The sequence below is a fragment of the Thauera sp. ZXT1-4 genome (assembly GCF_052598215.2).
Window position 1 is genome coordinate 1 of sequence record NZ_JBQWSN020000052.1, and the last position, 8,772, is coordinate 8,772.

11 protein-coding genes are annotated in these 8,772 nt (G+C 61.5%); 10 read left to right on the forward strand and 1 reads right to left on the reverse strand.

Features of this window, described 5'->3' with window-relative positions; genetic code table 11:
• Positions 1 to 431 precede the first annotated feature (431 nt).
• The 6 genes from ACUH78_RS18280 (at position 432) to ACUH78_RS18305 (ending at position 4,115) form a co-directional block, all read left to right on the forward strand.
• Entirely contained in the window at positions 432 to 710 is a 279-nt protein-coding gene (locus ACUH78_RS18280; protein WP_510497591.1) for a hypothetical protein, read from the forward strand.
• A 573-nt stretch (positions 711 to 1,283) separates the two neighbouring features.
• On the forward strand, positions 1,284 to 1,544 hold the full coding sequence (locus tag ACUH78_RS18285) for a hypothetical protein (protein WP_445334217.1): 261 nt from the start codon (positions 1,284 to 1,286) through the stop codon (positions 1,542 to 1,544).
• Between the two features lie 126 nt (positions 1,545 to 1,670).
• Complete coding sequence (locus tag ACUH78_RS18290) at positions 1,671 to 1,907, forward strand: hypothetical protein (RefSeq protein WP_445334216.1); 237 nt, start codon at positions 1,671 to 1,673, stop codon at positions 1,905 to 1,907.
• On the forward strand, positions 1,904 to 2,479 hold the full coding sequence (locus ACUH78_RS18295; RefSeq protein ID WP_445334215.1) for a hypothetical protein: 576 nt from the start codon (positions 1,904 to 1,906) through the stop codon (positions 2,477 to 2,479). Before ACUH78_RS18290 ends, ACUH78_RS18295 begins: the two co-directional genes overlap by 4 nt.
• Positions 2,480 to 2,482: 3 nt before the next feature.
• On the forward strand, positions 2,483 to 2,932 hold the full coding sequence (locus ACUH78_RS18300) for a very short patch repair endonuclease (protein WP_445334214.1): 450 nt from the start codon (positions 2,483 to 2,485) through the stop codon (positions 2,930 to 2,932).
• 28 nt (positions 2,933 to 2,960) lie between these two features.
• A complete protein-coding gene (locus tag ACUH78_RS18305) occupies positions 2,961 to 4,115 on the forward strand; it encodes a DNA cytosine methyltransferase (RefSeq protein WP_445334213.1) in 1,155 nt (384 codons plus the stop codon).
• A gap of 6 nt (positions 4,116 to 4,121) precedes the next feature.
• Here the strand turns inward: ACUH78_RS18305 and ACUH78_RS18310 are convergent, their stop codons facing one another.
• The gene (locus ACUH78_RS18310) at positions 4,122 to 4,877 is read right to left on the reverse strand and encodes a hypothetical protein (protein WP_445334212.1); all 756 of its coding nucleotides are present in this window, start codon (positions 4,875 to 4,877) and stop codon (positions 4,122 to 4,124) included.
• A gap of 263 nt (positions 4,878 to 5,140) precedes the next feature.
• On the opposite strand from ACUH78_RS18310, the gene ACUH78_RS18315 reads away from it, so the two are divergent.
• From ACUH78_RS18315 to ACUH78_RS18330, 4 genes are all read left to right on the forward strand, one after another.
• The gene (locus tag ACUH78_RS18315) at positions 5,141 to 5,782 is read left to right on the forward strand and encodes an AAA family ATPase (protein ID WP_445334211.1); all 642 of its coding nucleotides are present in this window, start codon (positions 5,141 to 5,143) and stop codon (positions 5,780 to 5,782) included.
• Between the two features lie 63 nt (positions 5,783 to 5,845).
• Positions 5,846 to 6,127: a ribbon-helix-helix protein, CopG family gene (locus ACUH78_RS18320; protein ID WP_445334210.1), complete on the forward strand. Its 282-nt coding sequence runs from the start codon at positions 5,846 to 5,848 to the stop codon at positions 6,125 to 6,127.
• A gap of 16 nt (positions 6,128 to 6,143) precedes the next feature.
• Entirely contained in the window at positions 6,144 to 7,250 is a 1,107-nt protein-coding gene (locus ACUH78_RS18325) for a replication protein RepA (RefSeq protein ID WP_445334209.1), read from the forward strand.
• Positions 7,251 to 7,878: 628 nt separating this feature from the next.
• On the forward strand, positions 7,879 to 8,772 hold an 894-nt coding region (locus ACUH78_RS18330; protein ID WP_445334208.1), incomplete at its 3' end, for a tetratricopeptide repeat protein.

Below are 8,772 nucleotides of genomic sequence, written 5' to 3' on the forward strand. Positions count from 1 at the left end.
CTCGACCTCGCGCGCGGTGAGGTGTTTGCGGTCGTTCATCGTTTTGTCCAATGTTCGGCGAAAAAACGCGGCGCAAAGCCGCGCCGTTGCTGGGGGGGGTGGCTGGACATTAGACAAAATGGTTCATTTTGTCTAATCACACCGCGCCATGCCCCTAAACGACCTCGTCGCCAGCCCACTCATGGCAGACAGCAGGCGGCCATATGCGGCCGGTCATCAATCGATCCGGATAGCGGTCATTGCGGCGGGAGGATATGCTAAACGCCTGTGTCCGGAGTCGATCAGACCACACACCATGCGGGCTGCTGCTTTACCTGCGTTGTTATCTTGCATTGCGCGATATTTCTTCGTCTAAACAGGAGGTTGCAGAACATGTTATCCGGCATCCCAATGTTATGCGGCAGAACTGTCGCCCTAAAACAAAGTTGGGCATGAGCACTGCAATGAGCCTTTCAATGGAGCGGACCCTCAAATCGTTGGCTGAGTACGCCGGCGGTGTCAGTGCCTTCTTCGGAGCAATTTGCTTACTGATCGGCTGGATTCGACTCAAGGACGCGAGAGACTTTCTATTTGACTTGTTGCTCAAAGGCGAAATTTCCTCCGACTGGGTCGCAGCTGCCTTCCTTGTGGCCGGATTAGTCCTGCTCGCACTTGCTGGCTGGTCGGGTGTTCTAACGCCGCCTTCCGCATCGAGATCTCAAGATCAATGAAAGGACCGCCGTTCCCTCTCGCAGCAGGTGGCCAGAGGCATACGCTTCCTCCTTGCGAGAAAGAAGGGGGCGCCCAACCTGGCAGTCGAGGGGACAGCCAAAAGCTACGCTTTTGGTGCCCTTCGCGCTATGCGCTCCGGCTGCCCCTCACTTCTACGTTGAACGACAGCTTTCCCAAAAGCTCTACGGCGGTTCAGGGTCGGGTCCAGCCGTTCCGTCCCGGCGGGACCTTCGAGGCCTTCGGCCGCACCGCGCCCGACATTGGACCGTCGACGCCGTTTCGTCCAATGTGGTCCTCGCGCGGACGCGGTGGCGTCCCACACCGGCACCGCCGGTTTAGACGTCTAAATCTCAGCCTGACCAACTAACCGTAGTCAGCGTTTGCCGCCGTGTAGGCGGTTGAGAAGAACGACGCGCTTTACCATTCGCTCAGTCTTTTGCCCTACCCCGACCTGCTGCGCGCCCGTCGTCCGCCGTCATCGACCCCCGGCGCACAGCTCAGGGCGCTGCAAAAAATGCGATCGGCTTAACGTGCTTTGTTGCCCGTTTTCTGAGACGACCCCAAGTATCCCGATGCTCGCAACGCCTATCCTAGTCGCCTACCTTCACCTCTCCGCCCACGCCCAGGGTTTAGCCAACCAGAAGCCCGGCGTTCTCAAATACTGCGCACAGCACGGCTTCGGCGAGCCACTGCTGATCGAGTACACGGCTTCCGGCAAGGTCGATTGGCAGAAGCGGAAGGTCGGTCAGGTTCTCCTGACGAACCCGCCGAGCTCCATTCTCGTCGCGGCCGATGCCTGGAGCACGCCGCGGCGGGGTCCTCAGTACAGCTAGAAAGATCTAATAACGATATCATTAAGATATTAAAAGTATATCTAAACGATATTTTAGTTGCGGCAGAAGCAACAGCGGCAACTGTTGTGTTGCCTGACCATTGGCCATCGTTTGAGGAGGTGTCCCATGGCTGACGCCAGCTTTCAACAAGCGCGAAAACGCTCGCCGCTCTTCGTTCTGATGGCCGATGATGGCCGCTTCGCGACCTACGACACCGACACCGACACCGGTGTCTACCTCACGCCGAACTGGGCGCTCGCGTATTCGTGGCGTACACAGGAAGAGGCCGAAGCGCGGATTGAGGCGTTCGAGCGCGAGCTTGGCGTCGTCTTTCATGTCGAGTCGACGGGGGACGGAGCATGAAAACCTCGATCGCGTGGCAGGCTCTCGCCGACTTCTGGCGTTCCGCACCCATCGTTACCTCGGCGTGCGCCGGCGCTGCCCGGAGGTCGGTCGAGATCTACGACGAAGAGGCCGCCGCCTCGCCGAGCGTCCTGCTATACGGGGACAGCGATACAGACTGGACTTGGTTGTGCTCGATCCCCTGGCAGCGGTTCACGGAGGCAAGCACCAAGGCGTTCCGCGAACGGCCCTATGTGGTTGACGCCGTTCGCGGCAAGCTGATCTATCGCGCAGCGACGGGCATCGTCCCCGATCCCGCCGACGAGACGCCGTGGGAGCAGGTGCTCGGCTCGATGCTCGCGGCCTACGCCGGCACGACGCGGGCTTGGACTGTCGCTGGTGGCTTGCACGATGGCGATCATTTCATCGTGAACTACTACAGCAAACCCGGCGAGGCGGCCGAGATGCTCAGGCCGTTCATGCTCTTGGGCGACACCTGCGGCTGGGATGTGCCGCCGGTCGAGCGGCTGCTCGATGCGGTGCGGTCGGTTCAGCGCATGGATCGCGAACGACATCGGGAGTGGTTTGTTTAGATCATGGCCGATCGCCTGAGCCCGTCAGCTCGTAGCAGCTTGATGCAGCGAGTGAAGCAGAAGAACACCGCGCCGGAAAAAATCGTCCGCTCGCTTCTTCATAGGCTCGGCTATCGCTTCAGGATCCACCGAAAAGACCTTCCAGGAACACCGGATATCGTTCTCCCTTCGCGAAGGGTGGCGATTTTCGTTCATGGTTGTTTTTGGCACGGGCACGACTGCAGGCGCGGTCGTGCTCCCTCATCAAATTTGGAGTACTGGGGGCCGAAGCTCGAAAGTAATCGAGAGCGGGATAGCCGAAAGGCAGCTGCACTTGCCGCGGCCGGTTGGCGTGTTGTCGTCGTGTGGCAGTGCGAACTCGATGACGAGTTCGCACTCGTGCGCCGACTCTCTTCCCTTCTCGTCACCGGCGCGGAGATCGTGCCCCTCGAGTTTCTATCCGATAGCCGGTAAAATTCAGATCTTGAAGAGGGAGTGTTCGATGTACATCGCAGGGCTGTTCGCAGGTATAGGCGGGTTCGAAAGGGGCATGGGGCTGGCAGGCCACCACGCGGAACTGCTGTGCGACGTTCTCCCGCAGTCGAAGGCAGTGCTTTCGGCGCACTTCCCAGACACCGAATACAGTGCTGACATTTGTCGCCTCAGTGACCTTCCCGGCCGTGTCGATCTCGTGACCGCGGGTTTCCCTTGCCAAGACTTATCGCAGGCGGGTAGAACCGCAGGTCTTCAAGGAGAGCGCTCAGGTCTGATTAGTGAAGTGTTTCGCTTGCTCCGTCGGCGCAAAGTGCCGACGGTCGTTGTCGAGAACGTGCCCTTCATGCTGCAGCTCAGTAAGGGCGAGGCGATGCGAGCGATCGTCGATGAGTTCGAGGCACTCGGCTACCGCTGGGCATACCGTGTAGTCGACACCTTCTCGTTCGGCCTGCCACAGCGGCGCGAACGAGTAATCCTGGTCGCGAGCACGGCCCTCGATCCCGCCGAGGTCGTGCTCGCCGACGAGAACCCCCTTGAGAGGCCCACGACCTCTATCGGCCTGCTTGCCCACGGCTTCTATTGGACCGAAGGACTCGGAGGGCTCGGGTGGGCTGTCGATGCCGTGCCGACGCTGAAGAACGGTTCGACTATCGGTATCCCGTCTCCTCCGGCCGTGTTCATGACCGATGGAAGTATCGTCAAACCTTCTATCCAAGACGCTGAGGCCCTTCAGGGCTTCCCCCGTGGTTGGACTGAGGAAGCCGAAACGGTCGCGCGCCCGAGCTCGCGTTGGGGGTTAGTCGGGAGCGCTGTAAGCGTTCCCGTCGCGCAGTGGATCGGCGAGCGCTTGTTGGATCCGTTGCGGTACGAACCGGAGCGTGACCACGAATTTCCTACTGTAGGGAGTTGCCCCCGTGCTGCGCGATTCGATGGGAAGAAGCGCTTCTCTGTGCGGATCAGTACCGACCCGATCGGGCGAAGGCCTTTACCTCTCGCCGAGTTCTTGAAGGGGCCGCTGGATCCCCTGTCGCTGAAAGCCGCTACCGGGTTCTTGAGCCGTACGCGTCGTTCGAAGCTGCGCTTCGAGAACGCGTTTATCGAAGCCCTTGAGCAGCACATCGTAGAGCTCGGTGGAGAAGTCCCGCCGAAGCTCGCCGCTTGAATCCCTTCACTGGCCCTGGAATCGGTTCGAGTAGAGCTGAGCGAGACGATGAATGAAGCGCGAGTAGTCGAAATCGTCGTTGCTCGGCAGTAAGACTGGATCTGGCGATGTGACTTTTACCGGCGAGCCGTTATTCGCGCACTCAAGCAGTATCACGCCGATCCCATCGAAGCCTTCGTCGCCGCGTTTCGAACGCCGCTGAAGCTCGCGCAGGCCTTCGACCACAGCTTGTGCGCACTTCGGCTGCACGTTGAATGAGACGTGCGTATTGGTCCCGTCGATGGTGAACTTGTTCATATCGGGCGATACGAATTCGCTCGCGGTGTTGACCATCACCAAGCCCGCCGCGATCGCTTCGTCCGTATCGCCGTGGATGGTTTGATGACTCGATGTGAGTTCGTCTTTGAGACGCGGGCGAGCTTTGTGGAAGGCAGTCATCGCTGCCTTGGCCTCCACTGCGAGCAGAACGCTTGATACCTTGCCGATCTTCAGTGGGGGGAGGGTATCGAGAAGGGACCGCTCATGATCGGTGAGCGCGATCCCGTAGATCAGCGCTAGCTCAGCGAAAGTACGTGCCGCTTGTCTACCGCTCTTCGAGCCGCCGAACGTGCCGCTTTCGGTACTCCGACAGAGAACGAGATCAAGGTTCTTTTTCTTCTTGTTCCTGAAGTCGCTCATCTCGTGGTTGATGCCGACGGAGACCTTACCCGTCGAGACGTGCTCTCGTAGAAGAGGGCACGCCAGCATCAGATCCAGGGTCACGCCCCAGCACATCACTTTAGAGTGGCGATCTGACCGAGAGTGATACTGCCAGCTATTCCCGTACGCATACGGCTTAGATCCATTACCGGTACTCGGTTCCGTAAGAGTCCTAGCGAGAATGTCTGGACAAAGCATCTTTTCAGTGGGTTTGAGGAGATCCATCCGAGTCTACCTTACGGGGAATCGTCGAACGTCGGCGACATTGATTCTGTGCCAAAGATGATATTCAATAGATATCTTAGTGCTATCTGTAAGCTATAAATATGATTGTTACTGTCGGCAACACCAAAGGCGGCGTCGGCAAGACCACCCTCGCCGTGAACATCGCCATCGCGCGCGCCCTCGCCGGCCGCGACGTCTGGTTGATCGACGGCGACCGCCAGGGCACGGCGCAGACCGCGATCGCGATCCGCGCTGAAGCGGACCATCAGCCAGGCATCGCCTGTGCGACCTACCCGGACGGACCGACGCTGCGCAGCCAGGTGCAGCAGCAGCGCGCAAAATTTGATGACATCGTGATCGACGCCGGTGGGCGGGACTCGACCGCTCTGCGCGCGGCGCTGATCCTGTCCGATGTGCTCCTGGTGCCGTTCCAGCCGCGCAGCTACGACGTGTGGGCGCTCGACGACATCGCCAAGCTGATCGACGAGGCGCGTGCGGTGCGCGACGGCCTGCGGGCCTTCGCGGTGCTCAACTGCGCCGATCCGGGCGAGGCCTCGACCGATAATGCGGACGCCGCGGCAGCGGTTGCCAACTTTCCGCAGTTCGAGCTCCTGCAGACGCCGATCCGTCGGCGCAAGTCCTTCGCGAATGCGGCGGGGCAGGGGCTCTCGGTGCTCGAGGCGAAGCCCGCCGACAAGAAGGCGTGCGACGAGATCAGCGCGCTGGTTAGTGCGCTTTTCTGATCTTCTTTTGAATTCTGTTTGATATCGTTGTGATATCGTAACGATATCTAAAGGGTGTTAAATATGGCGATCACCTCAAAACCAAAACCCAAGGCAGCCGAGCCCGCCGTCGCGGACAATGCCGCAGCCGAGGCCTTCATCAGCGGGGCGCCGGATGCGTCGAAAGCATCGGCCGCCCGGCGCGAGGTCAAGAAGCTCATCAGTCTCAAGATCGCACCGACCCTCCTCGAGCGTGTCGACCAGCTCGCCGCGGAACTCGGCCAGAGTCGCGCCGCGGTGATCAATCTCGCGATCCATCGCGCCGTCGAGCGCGGACTCGAGATCGACGGCCTCGGGAAGGCCTGACCGGATCCGCGCGCCCATGTCTGCCAAGCTCGATACCGGCTACGTTCAGGCGCTGATCGATAAGGGCCTCGATCCGCGCCAAGCGCGCGAGATCGCGCGCAGGACGGCCGTCGATCAGAGCTCGAGCACCGGGCAGACGCCGGACCTTTTCACGCCGGCCGCTGAGCCTAAGCCCGAGAAGTCAGCTGAGCGCGCGAAGCGCACCACGGTCACCGCCCCGGCGCCGCGCGAGTCCATCGCGCCGACGCTGCTCGATGCGGCCGCCACGATCAGGACAGAGCCGCCGAGCGGGAGCGACATCGCCTATCTGCACGCCATCCTGTGCCAGGTTGGGCTTCCCCGCGGTCCGAAGGCGGTCGCCGGTCTGCAGGTCTTCGAGCGCATGTGCGGCGGCGCCGCGCTGCGTGTGACCGCCGGCGCCCTGTGGGACGGTCAACAGCTCGTCCAGCAGCCGATTCCCTACGGCGCGAATCCGCGCCTGGTGCTCGCCTGGTTGAACACCCAGGCCGTGAAGACGCGCTCGCCGATCATCCCAGTCGGGGAAAGCGCGGCCGAGTTTCTGCGCATGCTCGGCAAGGAAAGCACCGGCGGGAAGAATGGCTCGCTGACGAGCTTCAAGAAGCAGATCCAGGCGCTGGCCGCCTGTCACATGACGCTCGGTTTCAACGCCGCAGGGCGGGCCTACACCTACAACGGCCAGCCGGTGAAGCAGTTCGAGGCGTGGATCCAGCCGCGGGACGAACATCAGCGCCCGCTATGGCCCGGCGTGGTGACGTTCTCCGACGACTACTACAAGTCCCTCATCGAACACGCCGTGCCGCAGGACGTGCGCGCCATGTACGCGCTCAAGGGGTCTGCGTTGGCCATGGACATTTACGCCATGCTCGCCGAGCGCCTACACCGGATCAGCGGCCGGCCGATCATGTTGTACTGGAAGTCCCTGCGCGAACAGTTCGGCCAGGAATACACAGGGATCGAGGCCGACAAGGATTTCAAGAAGGAGTTTCTGTCGTCGCTCAAGAAAGTGCTAGTGGTCTATCCGACGGCTAAGGTCGTGCCGGTAAAAGGTGGGCTTCTGCTGCATGCCTCACCTCCGCCAATACCATATAAATCAAACAATTAAGTGATATTGAATCCCGTTTGGGATGTCCTTTGGCGACGCATAATCGCCCCCCCTTCTTATACGATGGTGTCGCACCAACATCTGTTTTGCTTTTTTTCGGCGTAATGATTTCAGGCCTAACTGGCTGATTTATAAAGATGTTATTAACCCTGTGGAGGACTGAAGTTGTCCACGCATAATCGCCCCCCCATCTGCGCATAATCGCCCCCCCGTCCTCTTGACGTAGACGCATAATCGCCCCCCCGATCTGCGCATAATCACCCCCCCCCTAAACCTGTAAGGTTCTGCCTTTAGCTTTTTCCTTTATCTCTTACCTGTAATGGGTCGTCTTCGCTGTGAGTAAATCGCGCATATCGATCCGTACAAGGGGCACCCCTTCGGGATTCCCCCGGCAAAGCCGGCCCCCCTCCCCATTGAACAGGCCCCCCCAAGGGGGCCATGAACTAGCCCCCCCACCGACAGCTGAACCGCTCCAGCGATCCCAAGCGCAACCGCTGCAGAACTGCCTAAAACCCCGGTCTGCAGCAGGGCAGAGCAACGAAACGGTCTGCGGCTTTCCTGACCCTCCGACGCAACTCAGTCGCCTCATGGGCGACAATCCACGCCGCACTCCACTCTGAACGCCTCGATGACCACCCGCCAAGCCCCCGAAATCTTCCAGATCCCGCTCGACGACCTCGATCCGACGGGCCTGCCGCCGCGCGGCACGGCCGAGTTCGAGCAGGCGGTGATCGGGCGCTACGCGCTCGACTACGCGGCGCGCGGCTGGCAGGCCGTGGTGGTGGTCGATGACGCATTTGTGCGCGTGGTCGCGGTCCCCGAGCGCGGGGTCGAGCCGAAGGCCTACGTACTGGGGCTGCTGCAAAACGGCTTCCTGGAGGATGCGCTGCCGGTGCTCGAGGCGCTCGACGGCATGCTGGACGACGCCGAGATCGCCTACAGCCACGGGCTGTGTTTGTCCGAACTGGGGCGACCGGCAGAGGCGGTCGCCCCGCTGCAGCGGGCGGTCGAACTCGACCCCACGCACGCGAACGCGTTCATCGCGCTCGGGGTAGCGTTCGCGCGCACCGGACGCGCCGATGAGGCGGCCAACGCGCTGCGCGACGCGGTCAAGCTCGAACCCGAGAACGCCTTCGCGAAGCGCAACCTGGCGGCGGTGCTGATGCGCTCCGGCCGGGCGGCCGAGGCGCTGCCGTTCTTCCGCCAGGCGGCGAGTCTCGCGCCGGCCGATCCGGGGGCGCAGCTCGGGCTCGCGCAGTGCCTGGAAGAACTCGGGTCGTCGCACGTGAAGGAGGCGGCCGAGCAGTACAAGGCGGTGGTCAAGCGCTTCCCCGATCACCAGGCCGGCGAGATGGCCGAGGAGGCGCTCACGCGCATCGGTCACGAGGAGATGCGCGCGGCGGTCGACGGCGGCCTGCGCATGGATGCGGTGATGTACATGCAGGCAGCGCAGGACCGCTTCGCCAGGCTCGACCAGGCGAAGGTCGGGCAGATCGTGATGGAGATCGCGCTGCTCGGCCGC